This window comes from Candidatus Uabimicrobium helgolandensis (assembly GCF_041508025.1).
In the GTDB taxonomy this organism is placed as follows: Bacteria; Planctomycetota; Uabimicrobiia; order Uabimicrobiales; family Uabimicrobiaceae; genus Uabimicrobium; species Uabimicrobium helgolandensis.
On record NZ_CP165719.1, the window covers coordinates 5,048,762 to 5,069,427 of the forward strand.

Annotated in this window: 16 protein-coding genes; 4 read left to right on the forward strand and 12 right to left on the reverse strand. The window is 35.5% G+C overall.

What is annotated here, in order from left to right:
• Window positions 1-104 precede the first annotated feature (104 nt).
• The gene (locus UABHE_RS18435; protein WP_372364710.1) at window positions 105-2,522 is read right to left on the reverse strand and encodes an NAD(P)-binding domain-containing protein; all 2,418 of its coding nucleotides are present in this window, start codon (window positions 2,520-2,522) and stop codon (window positions 105-107) included.
• Window positions 2,523-2,534: 12 nt separating this feature from the next.
• Window positions 2,535-3,296: a DUF547 domain-containing protein gene (locus tag UABHE_RS18440; protein ID WP_372364711.1), complete on the reverse strand. Its 762-nt coding sequence runs from the start codon at window positions 3,294-3,296 to the stop codon at window positions 2,535-2,537.
• Between the two features lie 196 nt (window positions 3,297-3,492).
• Between UABHE_RS18440 and UABHE_RS18445 the strand changes: the two genes are divergently transcribed.
• The gene (locus UABHE_RS18445) at window positions 3,493-5,457 is read left to right on the forward strand and encodes an SUMF1/EgtB/PvdO family nonheme iron enzyme (RefSeq protein ID WP_372364712.1); all 1,965 of its coding nucleotides are present in this window, start codon (window positions 3,493-3,495) and stop codon (window positions 5,455-5,457) included.
• Window positions 5,458-5,665: 208 nt separating this feature from the next.
• On the opposite strand, the gene UABHE_RS18450 is transcribed toward UABHE_RS18445, so the two are convergent.
• Window positions 5,666-5,998, reverse strand: coding sequence for an antibiotic biosynthesis monooxygenase (locus tag UABHE_RS18450; protein ID WP_372364714.1), 333 nt, complete (start codon window positions 5,996-5,998; stop codon window positions 5,666-5,668).
• An 8-nt stretch (window positions 5,999-6,006) separates the two neighbouring features.
• Window positions 6,007-6,675 carry a glutathione S-transferase family protein gene (locus UABHE_RS18455; protein ID WP_372364715.1) on the reverse strand — a complete coding sequence of 223 codons (669 nt, stop codon included), beginning with the start codon at window positions 6,673-6,675 and terminating at the stop codon, window positions 6,007-6,009.
• Between the two features lie 941 nt (window positions 6,676-7,616).
• Between UABHE_RS18455 and UABHE_RS18460 the strand changes: the two genes are divergently transcribed.
• Together UABHE_RS18460 and UABHE_RS18465 are read left to right on the forward strand one after the other, a co-directional pair.
• Entirely contained in the window at window positions 7,617-8,513 is an 897-nt protein-coding gene (locus UABHE_RS18460) for a LysR family transcriptional regulator (RefSeq protein ID WP_372364716.1), read from the forward strand.
• A gap of 13 nt (window positions 8,514-8,526) precedes the next feature.
• Window positions 8,527-9,516, forward strand: a complete 990-nt coding sequence (locus UABHE_RS18465) for an ADP-ribosylglycohydrolase family protein (protein ID WP_372364717.1) — start codon at window positions 8,527-8,529, stop codon at window positions 9,514-9,516.
• On the opposite strand, the gene UABHE_RS18470 is transcribed toward UABHE_RS18465, so the two are convergent.
• The 8 genes from UABHE_RS18470 to UABHE_RS18505 form a co-directional block, all read right to left on the reverse strand.
• On the reverse strand, window positions 9,486-10,136 hold the full coding sequence (locus UABHE_RS18470) for a leucine-rich repeat domain-containing protein (protein ID WP_372364718.1): 651 nt from the start codon (window positions 10,134-10,136) through the stop codon (window positions 9,486-9,488). The genes UABHE_RS18465 and UABHE_RS18470 overlap by 31 nt on opposite strands.
• Window positions 10,137-10,144: 8 nt before the next feature.
• On the reverse strand, window positions 10,145-10,423 hold the full coding sequence (locus tag UABHE_RS18475; protein ID WP_372364719.1) for a hypothetical protein: 279 nt from the start codon (window positions 10,421-10,423) through the stop codon (window positions 10,145-10,147).
• Between the two features lie 4 nt (window positions 10,424-10,427).
• Window positions 10,428-11,129 carry a hypothetical protein gene (locus tag UABHE_RS18480; RefSeq protein ID WP_372364720.1) on the reverse strand — a complete coding sequence of 234 codons (702 nt, stop codon included), beginning with the start codon at window positions 11,127-11,129 and terminating at the stop codon, window positions 10,428-10,430.
• Window positions 11,130-11,407: 278 nt separating this feature from the next.
• On the reverse strand, window positions 11,408-11,875 hold the full coding sequence (locus UABHE_RS18485; RefSeq protein ID WP_372364721.1) for a hypothetical protein: 468 nt from the start codon (window positions 11,873-11,875) through the stop codon (window positions 11,408-11,410).
• Between the two features lie 138 nt (window positions 11,876-12,013).
• Window positions 12,014-12,388: an FHA domain-containing protein gene (locus UABHE_RS18490; RefSeq protein WP_372364722.1), complete on the reverse strand. Its 375-nt coding sequence runs from the start codon at window positions 12,386-12,388 to the stop codon at window positions 12,014-12,016.
• A 27-nt stretch (window positions 12,389-12,415) separates the two neighbouring features.
• Complete coding sequence (locus UABHE_RS18495) at window positions 12,416-13,609, reverse strand: tetratricopeptide repeat protein (protein ID WP_372364723.1); 1,194 nt, start codon at window positions 13,607-13,609, stop codon at window positions 12,416-12,418.
• Window positions 13,610-13,679: 70 nt separating this feature from the next.
• A complete protein-coding gene (locus tag UABHE_RS18500; protein WP_372364724.1) occupies window positions 13,680-15,113 on the reverse strand; it encodes a hypothetical protein in 1,434 nt (477 codons plus the stop codon).
• A 14-nt stretch (window positions 15,114-15,127) separates the two neighbouring features.
• A complete protein-coding gene (locus UABHE_RS18505; protein ID WP_372364725.1) occupies window positions 15,128-15,862 on the reverse strand; it encodes an FHA domain-containing protein in 735 nt (244 codons plus the stop codon).
• Between the two features lie 482 nt (window positions 15,863-16,344).
• On the opposite strand from UABHE_RS18505, the gene UABHE_RS18510 reads away from it, so the two are divergent.
• Window positions 16,345-20,550 carry a hypothetical protein gene (locus UABHE_RS18510; RefSeq protein ID WP_372364726.1) on the forward strand — a complete coding sequence of 1,402 codons (4,206 nt, stop codon included), beginning with the start codon at window positions 16,345-16,347 and terminating at the stop codon, window positions 20,548-20,550.
• Window positions 20,551-20,666 lie beyond the last annotated feature (116 nt).

The window sequence follows — 20,666 nt, forward strand, 5'->3', positions numbered from 1 at the left end:
TAAGGAATGTGGAAAAATAAAATAACCACAATGTACGGTTATTGTACTATTGTGGTTACGTTTTGATAGTGTAGCCCAATTTTTAGCAATTTGCACTAAAATTATTATTTTTCTTTCATTTGTACTGGTGACGCTTGCAGCCATCCTTTGATAATTTCACCATTTTTTCCAAGTTCCCCAAAAGAAAGTGTTCCTGTTGGACATTGTTGCACACATGCAGAGCAACGCACACATTCAGGGTCTTCCATTGGTAAACCTTTGTTGGCAAAATTCATGATATCAATACCTTGGTGGCAAACAGACGTACAAACATTGCATGAAATACATTTTGATTTCTCTGAAAATATACGAAACTTTGAAAAACGCGAATAAATATGCATGAGAGCTGCCAAAGGGCAAGCAAAACGGCACCATACGCGCCCACTAAACCAAAAGTACATCGCAATACCAACGACTCCTGCCAGAAAAAGATCAACAATATAGTGGTAGCTTATAATCGATCCATTGTCGAGTATCATCATTGGAATACGTCTTATAAAACCAAGAAATGGTATCCACGAAAGAATTTGTAAAAGTAGCATTCCAAGAGCAACCCACAAAATAACTTGTCCGACCATATTAAGGCGGTTCCAGCGTGGTCCATGTGGCATTTTATGACGATGAGTATCGCCAAGAGTTTCTGCTAAAGCTCCACAAGAACATATCCATCCACAATATGCTCCTTTTCCCCATTTCCAAACCATGATAGGAATAAGAACAAATGTTTGTATCATACTAATTGCAAACCATACCCATAGCGGTTGCCAAGTCATGATATTGTAAACAAATAGTGGCCAAGCGAAGATAAAACCATATGCACGCCAGTACTCGCGACCGTGTCCATATTCTACAAGTGGAAATAAACTATCCGCAGCAGATTTTAGCCAACCAGAATCAAAATATCCTGCCACTCCTGCAAATGGCAATATAATTTCCGGAAGCAAGAATAGCGGAAAAACTTGTATTATCATCAAAGTAATTGTTTGGAGAGTCACATAAGGCGTTTTACGGCGGCGTATGCGTCTAATACCAAATATCACAATAACAATACAGTACAAAGCGGTAATATAAAAGCCAGGAGATTTCATAGATATCGCAAGTGCTTCTAAATACGGCGAGGATGAGAATGTCGCATTTAAGAAACTCGGGACGTTAAACGGAAACCAATTGTTTTCGCTAAATATTTTGTACACAAAGGAACTACCAGACTTCCAGTGATAGAGAAACATACAAAACATAAAAAACATCGAGAAACGTTCCAGAGTACCAATACGCCACTTTTTAGCAGCTCTTACACCTAGTTTTTCCAATGATCTGTTTAAACGCGATTGTGAAAAATTTTCCTGAAGGAAACCAACTAAACTCGAATCCCATTCTCCGGTAATTTTGATGCCTGATCGTCGGAAAAAATCCAAAGGAGCCTCACGTCCAATCATCGAAAATACAATATCGCATTCAATGACTTCATTTGAACCATCATTGCTTTTTAGCACCACATTTTCTTCGGTGATTTTACTAGCAGTAGTGTGCATTTTTAAAGTTAGAGAGCCTGCGGGGTTTTTGCCGCGCATTTTTGAGTTTGCACTTGTGGTTACGCGCTCTGAAGTTGGTTTTTCAACTCCGGCCTCGCAGTTTGGATCTTCTACTAACTTTTCTATTTGCGATACATTGTCGGGTTTTGGTCGTGTAAATTCTTTTCCTCTGTAACTAAGTGTTACGTGACCTCCGCAGCATGTAATGGCAATTGCTGCTTCGAGTGCAGAGTCTCCTCCTCCAAAAATTACTATGTTTTTTCCGGCAAATTCTTTTGGGTCGTGCAGTCGATTGTATACGTGCGACAATTCTTCTCCAGAACAGCCGAGTTTACGAAAATTACCGCTACGCCCAATGGCAACAATTACACGTTGCGCTTTTATTGGTTCCTTGTCTTTTTGTGTAAGGTGGAAAATACCTTTACTTCGTTCTATTTTCTCAATACGCGCGTTTTCTACCTCAACGGAATATTCTTTGCGTTGTTGTTCCATTTCCTCAAGAAGTTTTTCTTTTACATCAGCTTTAAAACTAAGGCCACCACTTGGTTCCATATCTGTTGGATATGTATAGATAGGTTTTCCTTTGGGAAAATTCGCAACTGTAGAAAACGTTTCTGATGCTTCAAATACCTTATAAGTTATCTTAGCTTTGCTTGCTTCAATTGCGGCAGAAACACCAGACACTCCAGCGCCAATAATAGCAACATCAATAACGTTTTTATCGTTTGATTTTTGAAATTGATTATCATTTAGAATATGTTTTATCGATTTTGTCGCCGTCTCTGCTGAAAATTTTAGTAGTGGTATACCTGTCAAGTCACCAATTACATATATTCCAGCTATATTTGTTGTGCCATCTTCGCCTACTTCGGGAAGTTTTTCTGCTGTCCCTGCTGGCCACTGTGTGTGCAACCATTTTGTGTACTTTGAGTAAATTTGCTTTGCAGACATCGTTGTTCCTATCTAATTTTTTCCTGGCAATGCGTTAAGATCCCAATCGTAATTTAAATATTCGACTTTGTAGTTAAGTGCATAACTCGGAATAATCTTGTTGTTCTGTAGCCATTTTTTGCTATTCCCTCCAAAGTCATCTTTAAACCAGTCAAACAAACTAGATAACCGCAGCACACGACCGTTTTTGTCGAGGTTAATACCCTTTTTCTTGTTTAGAGCAAATGCGCGTAGTTGAGATTGCAATTGACTCTCTAGTTTATTTGCTGTATATGCTTCGTTTAGTAAATTCGGACAACTAACAGCTGCACAAACTAGAGCAAAATGTATGCGTGGTTCTTTAAAATATTTGCGAATGATTTTGTGTTCTATATGGTCTAGTGTGTAAGAGCTACCTAATACTTTTCCAACGCTTTGATTCCACACATTTTTATTCGGTTTATTCAAATCTTGAAGACCTTTTAATCCTGGATTTTTGGCAACAACATGCAGAGTTAAAAAATTATAGTAATTAATCCAGCAAGCTAGCCTTTTATTTCGTGGTAGAGAAGACAATGATGGTAAAGAAGCTAATTGTGTGCGTAATTGATTAACGCGCTTGTCACTTCTTAATCCTTTGTAATCTACGTAGTTTCCTTTGATACCTTTTACTGTACTGCTCTTAACATAGTCTTTTACTAGACCATTGTATTTTTCGTTCCAGTTATCAAAAACATCTGCACTAATACTACAACTTAAAACAACAGTAAGAACTACTAAAATTGCATTTTTCATTTCTCTCTCCTAAAATATACTCTGGAAACTATTGTAATTGATATGCTATAATAGTTTAAAATAGAGTATAATGTTTTATATGTTAAGAGGCGTTTTTTACGGTGCCTCAAACAAAATACTTTAAACAGTTAGTAGATACTATCAACAATACCTTACAAAAATCTATTATTTTTTTACATAGATAAGAGAGAATATTGTGACGACAAAAAATGAAACCTTGGGACAATGTTACTTATTTGTCATTGCAATCAACGAATATCAGAATGTTGAACGGTTAAAGGCTCCACTACAAAATGCACAAGACATCGCTCAAATCTTAATGAGTAAGTACAATTTTCTAGAAGAAAACATTTTAAGTCTTTGCAATAAAGAAGCTACAAGAGAGAACATTTTGCACTACTTACGCGAATTTTCTACAGGTCTTAAAGAACAAGACTCTCTTATTATTTTTTACTCTGGTCATGGAGTAATTGACGAGTGGACCAACGAAGGATATTGGATTCCTGTTGATGCTAGTGAAGAAAGTTTGGGCAAATGGGTGAGTAATTATGAAGTTAAAAAATTTACTGATTACTGTCGTGCACGCCATATTCTTATCCTTTGCGATTCTTTTTTTCACGGTGATTTTTTAGTTACCCAAGAAGAAAAAAATGATATGGAAAATGATATGCTAACGAATTGGTATGTCAAAAAATCGCGTCAAGTAGTGTACTCAGCGAAAACGCCTGTTGATAGCATTAATAATCGCAGTGCTTTTACTAACGCTATCATAGAAGCTCTTGCTGAAAACAAACAACCTCAATTGATTACCTCTGCTTTGTTTTTGGACGTTTGTGCTCTCCTAGTTGATCACGAAGAAGCATTTCCATTTATCAGAGTAATGAATCATAACCATAATGGAGAATACTTTTTTTTCTTGGCGGCTGATAGTTTTAAGGATGTGGCGACTTCGCAACAAATCCACACGACGAATAAAGAAATTGGTAATATAGAGAAGAAAATTGGAGTAATCGAAGAGAGAGAACTACCGCGAATTAAATCTCATATTAGCAATGTTCAAGATATAGATAACGAAAATGATGAAGTTGACAATGTAATAAAGATATTTAAAGAAAAAGAAAAAGTTGAAAGCGAGCTTTTAGAACTTCGTGAAATAAAAAGTAAACTTCATAAAGAAAATTCGAGTAGACTTAAACGTATTGAAAATCAAAAAATCGAGGATGTCCAAAAGCGTCTTACTCACGAAGTAGAAAAATATAATTTGTTCATTTCAAGTAAACTGTGTAATGAAGATATTAAGAACAAGGCTTGGGGACTCGTTTTACGCCAATGTCCTGAGTGGTGGCAAGCAAAAGAAGTGTCTCCTCACGATGTTGATATGTTGATGCTTCCTCCAGAAGAGAGAAAATCTAAAAACCTTCATAGTGATATTCTGGGTAGTGGCTTCAAGTTTATACAAAAACAAACATATAATTGTGGTGATGTACTCTTTAAAATCGATGAATTTGAACATTCGGCTACCGGTATTTCTTTTTCGTTAATTCCTGGTGGAAACTTTATTATGGGTGGCGAAAAATACGACTGGGAAAAGCCCATGCGCACTGTTACTATTCGACCGTTTCTCATTAGTAAACATCTTATTTCTCAAGAAATGTGGGAAAAAGTGATGGGAAATAATCCTTCTTTTTTTAAAGGAGATAAACGTCCTGTCGAAAGCGTAAGTTGGGAAATTTGTCAAGAGTTTTGTCAAAAATATGATTTTAAGTTACCTACCGAATCGCAGTGGGAATATGCAACAAGAGGAGGTAGTAGTTACGAATACTACTGGGGAAATCGCATAGATGATGCGTATTGTTGGTATGGTGATAACTCTGGTGGTCAAACGCACGATATCGGAGAAAAAAAGCCAAATGCTTTTGGACTCTATGATACTCTTGGGAATGTTTGGGAGTGGTGTTTAGATACTTGGCATCCTGATTATAACGATGCCCCGCAAACGGACAAAGCGTGGATCGACGATGAGTTTCCATCTACAAGGGTTATTCGCGGCGGAAGCTATTATTATATTGCCGATTTTTGTCGCAGTGCTTATCGAGGTAGAATTGCTGCAAATAGAGGTAATCGTTTCTCTGGTTTTCGCGTGGTAAAAAATTTACTTTAGTATAGGTGTGTGTGGCATACCTCTATATTTTTATAAGTGACCTGCCAAAAGTATTTGCCCATTGTCATTTGCTCTTTTAACTTCTAGTTTTATTACTGCGTACTCTCGTCGCACTGTATTAGAAAGTAAAAGCTCTGCATTCAAAGAGTAATTACCTTTGCCAGGTTAGTTGTCATTTGTTTAAGAATGACAACTATAAATTTATTCTCTAGCAATTCTCTTGGTTTGTTGCTGCAATAATTTCATACACTTCTGGTTTTATTTTGATTTTACTTTCTTGTATCCACTGTAAAAACTTTTGGCTATTTTCGTTATTATGCCAATCTGGGTTTTTTAAACAAGCTTCATGATCTGCAAGTGTTTTCCACTGCAAATGTGTAAGTATTGTCTGACTCTCCTTGCTTTTAAAAACAGTGCCGTTAATATAACCTGGTTGTTTTTGAAATAGTTCTAATTGCAAAGATGCGATGTTACTTACTTCTTCATAGATAGATGCGTTTGTTTCGCATCTTACAAAAACTTGAACATAAGAATCGCTCATTTTTTTCCTTACACAGATTTTTGAGATTGTATGTGTTTAAGATTTTGACTATCTTCCTTTGACGTTGTCTTAAAAGATGGCCTTGACAATGTTTTTTCCAACCAATTTTGCAAACTTGTATATTCATTACCAAGCTTGTATTCTGCTAACTGTAGATTTGCAAACATAGCTCCTAGAGCAATATCAGCTAAACCAAAACTTTCTCCTGCGAAGTATTCTTTACCTTCAATTTCTTGGCTTAAATAATCAAACATTTTTGGCATATCTTCTTTCTCTGCCTTTTCAACTATTGTTTCATCTGTTGGTTGACCAAAAACATAGGGACCTACGCATTTTTGGAAAAAATATTGGACGACAGCTGTATTAAAAAAATGACTGTCAGCATACTCTTCAAACCATCTTGCGCGAGATTTTTCATATGGGTTTTTGGGTAGTAAAGGATTTTCGCCATAAACATCTTCAATGTAGTTAAAAATAACAGAGCTATCGTTTACAATGCGCCCCTCTTTATCTTTTAATACAGGTATTTTTCCTAAAGGAGTTAATTTCAATAGTTCCGGTGTCTTCTCTAGAGGTAGCAAAACTTCTATTTGGTGGTCAATATTTTTTTCTAGAAGTTGTATGCGGATTTTGCGGTAAAAAGGGGAAACTGGAATACCATATAATATAGGTTTCATATTTTGTCTTTCTAAGAATATTAAGTGTGAATATAGAATAATAATTAAAATTTGAATAATGTAGCTTTACACTTAAGCAAGTGGCAAAAAGTTTTTAAGAACACGCAGCTTGTCTTTGAGTGTCATAGCGGCGTTGAGCCTTCGGTTACATAGCTACAATTATGTGCCTCTCAGGCTGTCCTTGCTCTGACACTCGAATTCTACGCTGACTTGAAACGTGCTCAAAAACTTTTTGTGTGCCTCTCAGGCTGTCCTTGCTCTGACACTCGAATTCTAAGCAAGTGGCAAAAAGTTTTTAAGAACACGCAGCTTGTCTTTGAGTGTCAGAGCGGCGTTGAGCCTTCGGTTACATAGCTACAGTTATGTGCCTCTCAGGCTGTCCTTGCTCTGATACTCAAATTCTACACTGACTTGAAACGTGCTCAAAAACTTTTTGTTACTCACTTAGTACTACAGTTGTAATTAAAACAACAAATAGGTAGCTACAAAAATTAGACACTCTGTAGGCCCCATCCTATCGATAGCTCTTCTCAAATAGCAAAAAATACTGTTATTTGTAAACAGCTAGAAACACCGAAAAATAAGGAACTGTACTTAGTTACAACTGTAGTATTAGGGCGTGTCATCATTCAAAATATTGTGTGTTTTTTCGAGCCCGAGCCCGTTTCCGAAACTTTCACTAACAATTTATCAAAGAAGCAAAGTTTCTTTTTCCATCGCAAAAAACTAGTATTGAACCAATAAATCACTTTCTGTCGCTCTCAAAAAGTTTTCGGGCGCAGGCTCGCAAACGGGCTCGGGCTCAATACTACTGGCGTATCATTAAATGAATCCGTTATATTTTTATCTGTATTGCATGATGACACGCCCTAATATAAATAAAAATTAAATATATTTCTAATAGATAATGTGTATATGTTATTATCATTATTATGAATAATATGATTGATTTAAATCTTTATCTGTTTTTTGTAACTCTAGTAAAACACAAAAATTTAACTAGAGCTGCGGAGGCAATGGGTATGTCGCAACCAGCAGCGAGTAATGCTTTAAAAAGATTGAGAAATTTTTTTAAAGATCCTTTATTTGTACGTTCGCGTACTGGTATGGTACCAACATTATTTGCAGAAAATCTATTTACTCATATCGCACCTGCTCTTGAAAAACTTGATCAAGCACACTTATTAGAAAAATCGTTTTCACCACAAATGCTGAAGACAAAAATGCGTATTTCTTTGTCTGACTTAGCTGGTTGTGTTCTTCTTTCTAAGTTAACAAAAAAATTGCATGTTTGCGCTCCACTAATAGATCTTGAAATTTTACCTATTCGCGTTGACTGCCTTGAAAATGATTTGCAACAAAAGCGCCTCGATTTAGCAATTGGAGTTTTTCCAGCATTTGTGGATCGTTTATTGCATGTACCTCTGTGGGAAGAAAAATTTCATTGTTTAGTGAGTTGTAATCACCCTGAAATTCAAAATAATTTATCTTTAAAAGATTATACTAAATACCAACATATACTAGTTTCACCTGGAGGTGGAAAAACTTCTATTATTGATACGCAATTAAAAAAGTTAGGGCTTTCGAGGCGCGTAGCGGTAATGGTTCCTAATTTTTTAATTGCATTGATGGTACTGGCAGATAGCGATTATATTCTTACAATACCAAAGAGTGTTCCTATTGCTGAAGAGTACAATCTAAAATCCTTCGTTCCTCCGGTGAAAGCACCTCAAATCCCCGTGCGACTATTTTGGCACGAAGTAGCAAACCATAGCCCAGAACAAATATGGTTAAGAACGCTTATTCAAGATTTAGTTAAAGATATTGTGTTACTTTAAAGGAATAATTACCTTGAATGATCTCCTTAGTAAGTTTACTGGTGCTATTTTTGGAGCTGTTGTTGGTGATGTTATCGGAGCGGCTGTTGAAGCGCATTCGTCAGAATATATAAATAGTAAATATAAAACAATCGATGATATTCTCGAAGAAGATATTATTTGCGATTCTTTTGGGAAATGGCAATTTGGTTGTTTTACCGATGATACTCAAACGATTATCGCTGTTAGTCACTGGCTTATAAATGGAAGATTAGATGGTGAGAGCTTACTTGATGAATTTGTCAGGTATTATGAAGAGTGGAGAAGATATGGTCCATCCATGGAAAAAATAATTTGCCATGTTCGAAAAACTCATAATAAAACATCATTATCACAAATGTGTTTTGCGGAAGGCTCTTATGGAAATAACTCGGTTGTTAGAATTCTTCCCGTTGCTCTCAGATTTTGTAACGACTACCAAAAATTAATTCAAATAGCAAGAATTTCTTCGCTAACAACCCATTCTCATCGTTTAGCTGTTCAAGCTGCGATATTAAATGCTGTTGCGATTATGTTTGTTATAAATATGAAAGGAAAATTTCATTACTCTAGAGTAACGAATCCAATTAAAGTGACACTCAATAAATTTAAGTCTTATTTTCAAGATACTCGTGAATACGAAGTAGCGATAGAAGAGATTGAAAACGGTTTAGAAAAAAATCGATCCACACAAGATATGCTACAAATATTAGGAAGTGATATCACTGCACAAAGATCTTTTCCCATAGCGTTGTATTCATTTTTGAAGAATCCTAACTCTTACGAAAAAGTAATAGCAGATGCTATTTTTATTGGTGGTGACACTGATTCTGTTGCGTGTATGGCTGGAGCATTGTCCGGCGCATATTTAGGAATAGGTCGTGTGTCGCAGCAAAACTGTATAAAAGAAAGTGTTTATAACAAAACATTTTTTACTGATCTTGCAAAAAATCTTTACAATCTAACTTTACATTCTAGTAAATAGCGTTGTAATTTTTTCTTGAGTACCCAATCAAGATTATTACGACTCATATCTAAAGATTTTAAAGAGGTCAGCTTATATATTTCCTCAGGAAGTGTTCTTAAATTGTTGGAAGATATCGAAAATTCGCGTAAGTTTCTAAGTTTTTTGATATTTTTTGGTATAGTTTGTATTTTATTGCGACTCAAATTTAATTTTTGTAAAGAGGATAACTCAAATATTTTTTCAGGAAAATGATGAAAAGGAATGAAGGCGCTTCCTCTATATCCTCGAACAATAGAATAATCAATGAATGTGAAAGAAAGATTAAATTCAATAATATTTACATTGCTTATAAGTTCAAGAGAGTGATATTCCTTATCTGGTGTAATTTTGAAGCTTTGAATATAACCACCTTCGAAAAAAGTATTCTTAACAACACCCAATAACAGAGTCGAAAAATTGCAATTTATAAATCTACAGTCGAATATTTTGTTTATGATAACCGCCCAATGTCTAAAACTACAGTTATGAAATACACTTCCACTTAGATTGGGAACGCGGTGTTCTACATGGAAAGTACAAGCATGGTATTCGGTATTATGATTTATTTTTTGTAAAGATTTCCTTGTTATTTTTTCCATCACAAACCTTATATCGAAAAATGATCCGGCAAATTATTTTGGATTATCACATTTTTTTGCTGAGAACTAACAGAAACACAAACTTCCGGATTTTTGCGTACAATATCCTGTAATTCTTTTTCGGTTAAGTTAGCGGTATTAATTATAGTATGATCGCACTGATGGCAAAACAAATCAGAATTGTGACTTTGCATTTGTGAAATGTGCATTTTAAGTGGGCAGTGTAATTTTTTAATTAAAGTGCCATCTTTTGCGTAAAGTTTCTTTGTTTGCGGGTCAAAAAACATAGTATTAACCTAACCACACTTCAGCGTCTGTATTAGGATTAAACTGAATTTCAAGATCTTTACCATTCCATATTGCTTCCCCAGAGATAAGGCGCGAATTAGAATTGTACCCTTCGTTACCAAAAGCGGCTACGATATCTTGTATTACACATTCAACCCACACCCTAGTTCCTTTTTTCAAATCTTTGGGGATTAAATATGCAGCAAAAGGATTAGGAAAACGATGAGGATAGTAATAAGAATTAATTAAGGGTTTAATATCTTGCGATGATTCCATATAACGAGTATAGATTTCTCCTGTTTTTTTATGTTGAGAAACAAAAAGAGGACTGCCAATAGTCTCATCTGGGTATATCACTTTTATTAGCGGAAAAAAACCTTCGCGTGCCGCACGGTTTATTTCTTCTTCTGTCTTTGCAGTTTTAATAACAAGTAAATCCTGTTCATTCGGTACACTTTTAGAATAGTGATCCTGTTCTTCATTAAAATATTTGTCCGCTTTGCGAATAAAAAATTCGGTAAAAGCACAGTTAATAAAACGACAATTTTCCATTTTGGCAATTTCTACACGCCTATTGCGAAAACTACAATTATCAAATTTACAATTCGCTAACTCTTCGATTCGATGTTCTAAATAAAATGTACAGCCGTAGTATTCTGTATCATTTTCTACTTCGTGTAAAGTTTTAGATTTAACGACATTCATAATTTTCTCCGTTTCATCAAGTCTCTGTTAAAAAAACGATTGTAGTTACGATAAGAATACAATATCAAGATTCCATATTACTACAAATTTGGCAATATACTTGCATGGTATTATTTCATAATAGAAGCGCCAACAAATAAGTTTAAATCGTTTCCTACAGAGGTAATCTTCACCGTTTTACAATTTTTTACTACGATCTTAAAACTACTTGAACATTTTTTCGCGACGCCATACCCAATTAACGCTAATCTCAATTGTATCTCCTTTTACAATTGGAATTATAGACACTTCCAACTGTTGCGTTTATCAATTTGATCTTCTAGTGGTGTTGAAGAGTAATATTTGATAAAATCGCGACGCTTTTCGACAGCTTCTGGAGTATTACTCATGACAAGGGTTCCGGATTTAATCGATGCTTCGCGCCTATTACATGTAGATAGCATGGATACCTCTTGTAAATCATTCGCAGCTTTGCCGACTTGTACCCAAAGACATACGCGTTGGTAGTTTTTTGACATGCTATTGTGGAGATCGTTTAGGAAGTTATTGACTTTTTTTTGGATTTCAGATGATTGTTTTATGATAAGAAGATGGCTTTTTGTGGAAAGATTTACATTATTATCCCAACTTTTTTTGTCAATATTACTTTGAATAAGATCTGAAATCTCAACATTTGCGTTGGATAAATCTAGCCCATGGTCACCAAAAGAATCTGAGTCTTCAAATAGCGAAAATATTTTACCCAACTACTAGTTGCGTTGCAAATTTTGTGATATTTAAAGATTGAAAGTTGATGTTGTTGAAGTGGGTAGGGAATAAAAAACGAAAAAGAGTTTGTTTCCCTCTTTTTCGTTTTATTATAAAGAAAAGATAATTTGTTGACTCTAGTCAATATATTCTAAAATAAATTTTTCTTTGGTTCCAAGTAGAATAACATGCACTTCTTCCTTGAAATCGTGAATAGAAATATCCTCGACGCGGTCTCCGTCTAAATACGAACCGTTAGAAGAAAGATCTTCTATTTTTACTTCTTCTTCACCAAAAAAACTAATGCGCATATGTCTTCTTGAAACACTGCGAAAATGAGCTTCTTCTGAAACACCTTCGTGGACGATTGTTTGGGTATTTTCTCCATCTCGTCCTAAGGTGATATCACATGAGCGGCTGCGGCCAAGAGTAACAGATTGTCCTAGCTCAATATAAAATTCTTTTCCTTTTACACTTCCATATATTCCACGTAATAAAAGTTTTCCTGACATTTTTACAACTTTCTTTACTCTAACATCCTAGTTTTTTTGGTCGAAGTTTAACAATTCCATTTCTTCTTGTACTTCTACTTTTTCAATAGGGCGAATCATGGGGTTTTTATTAATATATTCTTCCAAATACTTCATTGCTGTTTTGTAGTCGCCTTCTAATTTGGCAATATTTGCTAAATTGCGCGCACCACTTTTCATTTCAGGGAAATCTCTCACCATATCAAAAATACGGTTTTTTGCTAATGTTATATGTTTTTTAAACAGTGTTCTATACTTTGAAGATTCCTGTTCATTTTGTGTTTGTTCTTCTGCTTTCTTCATGAGTACTGCAATTTTATAATCGGTATCTCCCGCAAATCCTTGTGCTATTCTATTTCGCTTGCGATTTACTTGGCGTTGCAATTCAAAAAACTCAACTTGTCGATCTAACTTGGCATGTTCATCCTCAAGAAGTCCTACTTTTTCTCTTTGTGCTTTTTTGTCTGCTAGGTATTTTTCAATAGGAATCAATTCTTCATTAGTGAATTTTATATATTTTTCTAGATAGCCTAGTGCTTTTTCGTAGTTAGGCAAACCTTTTTCAACAAAAATACCTACAGACTCTTTTCTTGAAGTTTCTCCTGTTTCTTGGTATTCGTTGAGAGATCTAGACGCATCGCTATAATACGGCAAAGCAATCATGGAATGCACCGAGGCCAGCATGTTATACAAATCTTGACCTTCGTCAGCAAAGTCTATCGCATCTTGGTAGTGAGTTAAGCTTTTTTCAAACCACAACTCAGCTTCTTGACGTTGTTTATTAATTGTTTGATTAATTTCTTTTTCTTTTGCTTTTTGTTGGTTTTCGTCAACATTTGATATTTCAAGTAATGTTTTATCTAAACGCTTACCAATACTCATTCCACGTTTAAAATACACAGCTGCTAAGCCTTGGTGGGTCCATACATCAGCATTGTCCATCTCATGAGCTTTGACGAACCATTTTTCTGCTCGGTCATTTTTATTTAAGTAAAACAAAGTCCAAGCTTTAGATACAATAGCTCTTTTACTGTAGGCATCTATTTCTAGAGCTAATTCAATTTGTTGTAAAGCATTCATGTACTTTTTACCACGGTAATAAGTTTGAGCACGCTCTAGATACTCATTTCTTTTCGCCACTTCTTCTGTAGTTAAAGTGCAACCTACAACAAAAATGAGGCATATAACCATAATTTTTTGCATCTCAACTCCTGACTACTTGTTGAATGTTTATAGTTGCAAAGACATAAGTTCACAATATTTGCTTCAAGAGTTAATTTTGTTTTTGAATTTGCCGAATATTGACGAGAGCTAATTGCCTTATAAAAGGTATATCCCACATCGGTTTATTATTACTTAGCAAACAAGAGTATAACGCTAAAGATGTTGCTATCTGTTTTTGATATTTGTTGGGAGATATGGTGCGCATAAGGTCTGCTGTTAACAAAAGTTTGTTGGCTATTTGATTGCGCTTTTGTTCCCAAAATTCGTTAATGAAACTTTGTAGCGCAGAATAGTCTACATTTTTTTGTTCAGCAATATTGTTTACAACATACTCTTGGCAATTTTTAGAATTCATCCACCACTGGTTAAAAGGAAATTCTTTTACTAGGTAACCTGAATTTTGTATAAGCCGGTAATTGTTGTCTTGTTTATCAACAGATAAATTTACGGTATACTTGGTTGGCATAAGTTGTTGGCCAGGAAAAATATCTCGTAATATAAAAGATACTGGAGGAGCAACTTGTTCACTTTTGTTGTTCCACAAAGATCCTTGTAAAATTTGTTGTACCTTTTCAGAAGGAATTTCACGCAAGTCAGTATTTTGTTTCCAGTCTTCTATGATAGATTTCTGTTTTGAGTGAGTGATATTTTTCCAAGATAAAAAACTTTGTAAACCTTTTTCTTGGTTTATCATGAATGTCGATATACCGTAGTTACCTTCGTTTTCACTACAACAGACTATCATTTGGTTTCCGTAACTGTCTAACCAAGAAATAAAACATGGTGATATTTTTTGGAAAGAACTGTTATTTTCATCTCCGTCGTTTAAATTTTTTGACCTATGGATAGTTAGATTATTTAAAATCTTAGCTGCGTGATCCGATTTTTGCTTCTCTAAAGCTTGTATTGCTAAAGAAGCAATTGCTTCGTTTGTTGTTGATTCTGCAATATAACCCAAAAGCCATATACTTTTCTTTTTGTATATGTAGCATAAGTTGGTGATCAAGTTTTCACAAAAAACAGGATCATTTAATTTGGGTTGCAAATCATTAGTTATTTCCTCAAGATTTTCACCATGATCATCAATGTTGTTTACTAAACTACGTACAGCATAATTGACAAGTTTAACCTTTAGAGGGTATGTTTGCGCAAAATTGCTAAAATCAAAATTAGGATGTTCTTGTAAAACCAGAACCAAACGATTGCGTTTATAGTCGTTCAACTCTGATTCTAAAAGATATTTTTGGATGGATTCTTTCGAGACTTTACTTTTACATTGAGATAGTAAGTAGGAGATTATATTTAATCTCCAAAAATCTGAGGTCTCTGAAAAATTTTGTAGTATATTATCTACTATATCTTTTTCTTGCGTTTGCTCAAAAAAAGAGTCCAATATATCTTGGACATTTTCACTTACTTTTTTTTGAGAAATTTGAAATAGTAATTTATCTATTAAGTTGTTTAGTTGTATATCAGTTGCCATTGTCATAACATTACTTAAGGACTGCCTATGTTAAATGTTGCTCGGATATTTTCTACTTCGATTACATCAGAATGCTTTAATTTGTGATCGTCAACTTCTTGACCATTAATTTTCGGAGGTTTTTTATTTCCTAAATGAATGATACGAAAACCATTGTCTTCACGTAAAAGTACAACATGGCGCTTATTTATAAACCAACCTTCAAGAGGAAATTCGCAGTTGCTGTTTGTCCCGAAAAATGTAGCTGTTTTAATTATTGGAAACTGCTTACGAAATCCAGTATCAGTTGTTATTGTAAGATATGCTGCCAAGTTAGCTTTTTTCTTAATTTGCATTAAAGCTATATCTTTTGCATTCATGGACATGGTCATTCCCTGAATGTCTCGTCCTTGTGCTCCCTCCTGAATTACTTCAGTATTAGGTGAGCTATCCAACCACTCGTCTTCGGTGTCCTCATCCCCTTTTAAGAATGTTATAGAATGTTTTCCCAGGAAAAATTCGTCAGCGTGATTTAGATTGTACTTTGCAATTTTTTCTCCGCGAACAAATGTACCATTGTTACTTTTCAAGTCGCGTAAAATGTAAAAATCACCAGTTCTCTCTATTTGCACATGAACTCTAGAAACACCTAGATTATCAACAACAACATCACAATCTGGTGCGCGCCCAATAGTAACTTGATCCTTGTCAAACTCTAAAGTTTCTACTAGTTTTCCAGAAAAGCGAACAGCAAGTTTAAAGGAGGCCATATTCCACGCCTTTCCACAAGTAACAAAAAATTCTGTATAGCAAAATTTAGATGCATGACCACATTACATATAAATTTTATACAAGATTAAAAAATTTAAATATTTCTTTCTGAACAGATCTAAGAGAATTATATTGCTTTGCACGATTAATGGCAAGGAATTTTTAGCAAAAATGTGGATATATTTCTCAGAGCACGGTAACCTATTTACTTTTTTGAATATTCGGATATTGTTTTTTAATTTGTAGTATGTTATGATTAAAGAGTTAAAAAGTATGTAAAACTCTACATACACACAATGTAGGAAAAAAGATAAAAACAAACAACGAACTTATACAATACAGAAAACGAAGCGACTTTACATTTTACAATATCAATTGTAAATAAATCTACAATTAAACATAGCGAGCAACTATTTTCTGTATTCATGTTTGTTTTTACCTTCTACCAAAATATATAAATATGGGATAGGAGGTTTCACAAGTGATATTAAAAATAACAAACAATAAAAAAGCAAACGCTCTTATCACTGTTCTAGCAGTACTCTTTGTCGTTTCAACAATGGCAGTTAGTTTTGCGAGAATAGCTGGTAACGAACGCGCGGCTTCAGTGAATTTCACAGAAGCTTTCAAGGCTAGAATGCTTAGCGAGGCGGGAATTAGTTTTGCTGTATCTAAACTACGCCGCGATTTTGAGGGACAATTTTTTTCACTTCCTCAAGGATTTGGAAAGCAAGATGACGAACCTATAGGTGAAAGACGTTGGACTTATAGTTCTCTAAAGCCTTTAGCTTCTACTGCCGAAGCTCCTGACGATGATACCGGTGCAGGAATACCGCTAGAAGAACTGCAGAATATAAGTTCTGGCAATACTATTTTTGGCGATAATGAGAATCGCGTTTTTGCAGATCTAGACAATCCACAAATGATTACTCCGCATTTATCGTATGCAGATTTAGATCAAGGTACTAATCTACCAAAAACAGTGTTAAATCGTTTGGTTGTTTCACATACAGAAAAAACATTACCTAACGGTGTAGTTCCGGCATATTCATTAAAAATATTTAGTTTGGATGCACAACTTGATCTAAACTCTCAAATACCTGATAATGATCAAGTAGCTACAGACTTAAATTTAGTAAATATGCTAGAAAATCTAAGTAGAGCTATTGCTTTGCGCGAACCTTATTTCAGTAAATTTGTTCAAGGGCAAGGAGCTCTGGATGCAGCGGGAAATGGACCTTTGTTTTCAACTGAGAGAGATGAATTTATAGCAAAAGATATACTAGCTCTACGCCAGCAATTGGCAGGTGGTACATTTAAGACAAAGTACCAGATAACAAACATTCCTGGTATCGATAAACGCCGTTTACCGTACCTATGGGATTTTATATCTGCAAATCCATTCCAAGAGGGAACTATTTCGCGCCCAGTCGATGCAAATCTTACTGCGGTAAATCCTGGTGACCCTGAATTGGAACAGTATAGAGATGATTCGCGCGCTGCAGTTAATGTAAATTTAGCTTCGTGGCCAGTACTTGTTTCTGTTTTCGCTGGTTTAGAATGTCTTCACCATGAAGGTGACACAGTATCAATTAGTTTTGACGAAGCAAAGGCTTTAGCTAACCGTATTTGCGACGTGCGAAGAGAAAAGCTATTTGAAGAAAGCGATTCTGACGATGTAAAAGAAGCTGCTATGGAAAAGTACCCACTAAGTACATGGGAAAAATTCAAACGCTTTCTTTTAACAACAGATACTTCTGGAAATCGCGGTGCTTTCGATATTTTTACTGGTGATGCTACAGCTAAACTGCGTAAGGCTCTTCTTGTTTATGCAATGGCTGATCCAAATGTGCATTTGCGTAGAACAAATCCAGACTTGTTGCTCTACCAAGATATCAACAAAACTGATATTACCAAAGTAACAACGGAATTGACATTTCACGTACAAGGGTTATTTGAAGTTACCTCTTTAGGTCAATTAATCGACATCCAAGGAAATGTTATTCAGTCTCACAAACGTCAAACTGTTTGCCGTATTTTCTCTTCTCAAGTTAAAAGTACTCAATCGGAACTACATAATGAGCAGGTTTTGGTCTCTCTTCCGAGCGTTGTTGTTAATAATTTTCAACAAGTGAATGGTTACTCTTCGGGAAATAACTTAAATAACATAGATGTTGTTAATGAAGATTCTGTCAGTGATAATGTGAGCGAGCAATTTGGACATGTAACTCCGGTTAGCTTTGATTTGAACTACTTAGAAACTGATGGGCAAATTGCAACATTTTCTAAAGATGATGTTGATGGTGGAAGTGTTGTTTTCCGCGCTAACTACAACGGCGCTTCGGCAATTGATGTTGCGAGTACACCGGAAGATACAGCTTTAGAACTAACTCTAAACGCTGATCATGCAGTAGGTGACCACAAACAAAAAGATCCAGTTACTCTTGCTGATCCAGATGATGCAACATCAGACTTGCTAAGCGAAAAAGTGGCAGGAATAATGTTTCCTAAAGCATCAGAAAGTGGTGATAAAAACAATATTGGTGACCTAGCATCTGACGGAGTAATTTTTCACGAAAATCCTGACGATGAAGCAGATGGACTTCCAAAAGAAGACGAAACTCTATGTTACCTTTCTGAAGATAACATGCCTCTTCCTGATACCGTTGAGGAAATGGCAACTTCTGATGAGAGTGATGGAACAGTTTCTTTTTGGTTTAAGTTAAACAAAAATAAAAGCTGGAGCAAGTTCCGCACAGTTTTCTTTGCAACAACACCGTTTACCAACAATGGCACCTCTGATGGTGGCAATAGTTTAGATGGTTTAAAAGGTGTGCAAATGGAAATCCAGATGAAGTACAGCGAAAGTGATGGACGTATCGCTATACAAGCACGTCGCAAATTTTATGACTTGCAGCCTGGTGTACGCAGAGCAGATGGTACTCTAGAAAATGATAGACCAGAGCCAGATTCTGGTGATATATATAGTGCTCCTAGTCCAGATGGTGTATACGATGTAGATAATCTTCCTGCATTTATTGGATCAAGTAGACAAGCTTCTTTTTCTGGTGTAGAGGAACACAAGTGGTATAATCTAGCCGTATCATGGAAAGATACAACTAATCTTGACATAGACAATAGTATCAAGCTTTTTGGTGAAAATACAGATCATTTGGGTTCCGATGATACTGTACCTGATCGTCTATTTGAACTTGAAAACCCTGTAGAATCTTCCGAAACTGAAGGGCAATTGGCAAATATTCCACGCAGTGAAGTAAGCGTTGATTTATTTGTTGCAGATGATAGTGATGCTGGTAGTTCTGTAAACCAAGAATTGTCAGAGAAGCTAAAGATTATAGAAAGAACAGAAGAAAATAGCCGCAGTAACGCACGCATGTTTTTTGGTAGTGTTCTACGCTCTTTTGTTGGAGAAGATGGCGCAACATTTAACACACATATATATTCGTCTGCAATGACAATTGATGATATTCGTATTGCGAAAGGCGCAATAGGTGACGCTGGTGGTCCAGGTGCTGGTCCATTTTTAATAACACGCGTAGCTCCAACTGGTTTTGTCAATGGTGAGAATAATGTAATGGGTTTATTTAGTGGAAAATTTCCACAACTAGATGCCAATCGAACTCGTTTAGGTCGCTTTATGTTTACTATTCGCAAATCAGAAGATGCTATTGATCCAGCAGCATTCGTCGAGAACCAAGATTCTTTTTCTTTTGATGAACCAGTTGATGAAGAGGAATTTGAGAATGCGAGTACCAATAGCGAATATATAACGAGTTATACCCCTGGTGAAAAACGGAAACCAAAGTTTATCAAAAGTGGAAAAACTAAAGGTGTTGATAATGATGCGGTTAAAGTTTTAAGAGAATTTATTCTTGGTGAAGACAATGGTGTTGATTTTTTTGGTAGAGAAATTAGTAACAAAGAATTTGAAAAATTGTTTTTATCAGATTTAAAGAAAAAGTGGCGAGAAGTTTGGGATGAACTAGATATGGATAATAATCTCCGTAGAGGTTTTTCTCGCAAAAATTTTGAAAAACTAGAAAAAATAAAAGACAAGCGAATTTTTATCTTCAAAATTAATGCTGGTCAAAGAATGATATTTTTTCTAAACAGACACGAAGAGTTCAGGAATGGTTTTATTGGCGAGATAAATGCGTTAAAAGAAGAAATTCGCGGCGAACTGTCTGGAGGAAACGAAGAGAGCGAAGAGAGCGAAGAGAACGAAGAGAGTGAAGTACAGGCTCCTCCTGTTGTAAACGGATCAGTAGAGCCGGTAGTTGTCTTAGCACAAAAAGCACTAGGTCAAGTGAATCTCGAAGCTCAGGCTGCTGGAAAAGTAGGTGTTGAAGCAGGTAAAGCGGAACGTCTCATTGCCGAAGCTGCCGAAGCACAAGGTGTTGAACCAGAAATCGATGAAGATGGTGAGCCTGCAGGAGCAGGATCTTCTGCTGGAGAACAAATTCCAAACTTCGAATTTGATGGTAGCTCTTCAATTGGAGAAGATGGTGATGTAATTGTTACACCAGAAGGTGCCGAATTCAACTTTAATATTCTTTTTGAACAAGAAGAAGATAAGATAACATTTGACGCACCAGTAATTGATGATGTTACAATTACTTATCAAACAAAATTATTGTTTTTCTATAACATCGAATTATTCGATTAATAGTTTTGTACATAATGAGAAGCAGGCGCGGTGCATTAGCACACGTCTGCTTTTTTTATGAACACTTACAGTGTACAGTCCATTATATGGGAACACGCCCTGGTTTTATGAAAGAT